This window comes from Vallitalea maricola (assembly GCF_036985595.1).
Lineage (GTDB): Bacteria > Bacillota > Clostridia > Lachnospirales > Vallitaleaceae > Vallitalea > Vallitalea maricola.
This window is the reverse complement of record NZ_BTPU01000303.1, coordinates 1-229: the sequence shown is the minus strand read 5'-3', so window position 1 is coordinate 229 and position 229 is coordinate 1. Positions and strand designations below refer to the sequence as shown.

Below are 229 nucleotides of genomic sequence, written 5' to 3'. Positions count from 1 at the left end.
CAACAATTCGGCCAAAAAATTGCTAAGTTTCAAGGCATTCAATGGATGCTAGCTGATGCTTATACCGATCTAGAAGCAGCACGTTTATTGCTTATGAACGCAGCAGATAAAAAAGACAAGGGACAACCTTTTGGTAAAGAAGCCTCAATGGCCAAGCTATTTGCTTCAGAAAAAGCCAATCAAGTTTGCTATACCGCGCTGCAGCTAATGGGCGGCGCAGGTTACATAA

Annotated in this window: 1 protein-coding gene; it reads left to right on the top strand. The window is 42.8% G+C overall.

What is annotated here, in order from left to right; genetic code table 11:
* A partial coding sequence (locus AACQ14_RS24165; protein WP_339366085.1) for an acyl-CoA dehydrogenase family protein occupies positions 1 to 229 on the top strand: 229 nt, incomplete at both ends.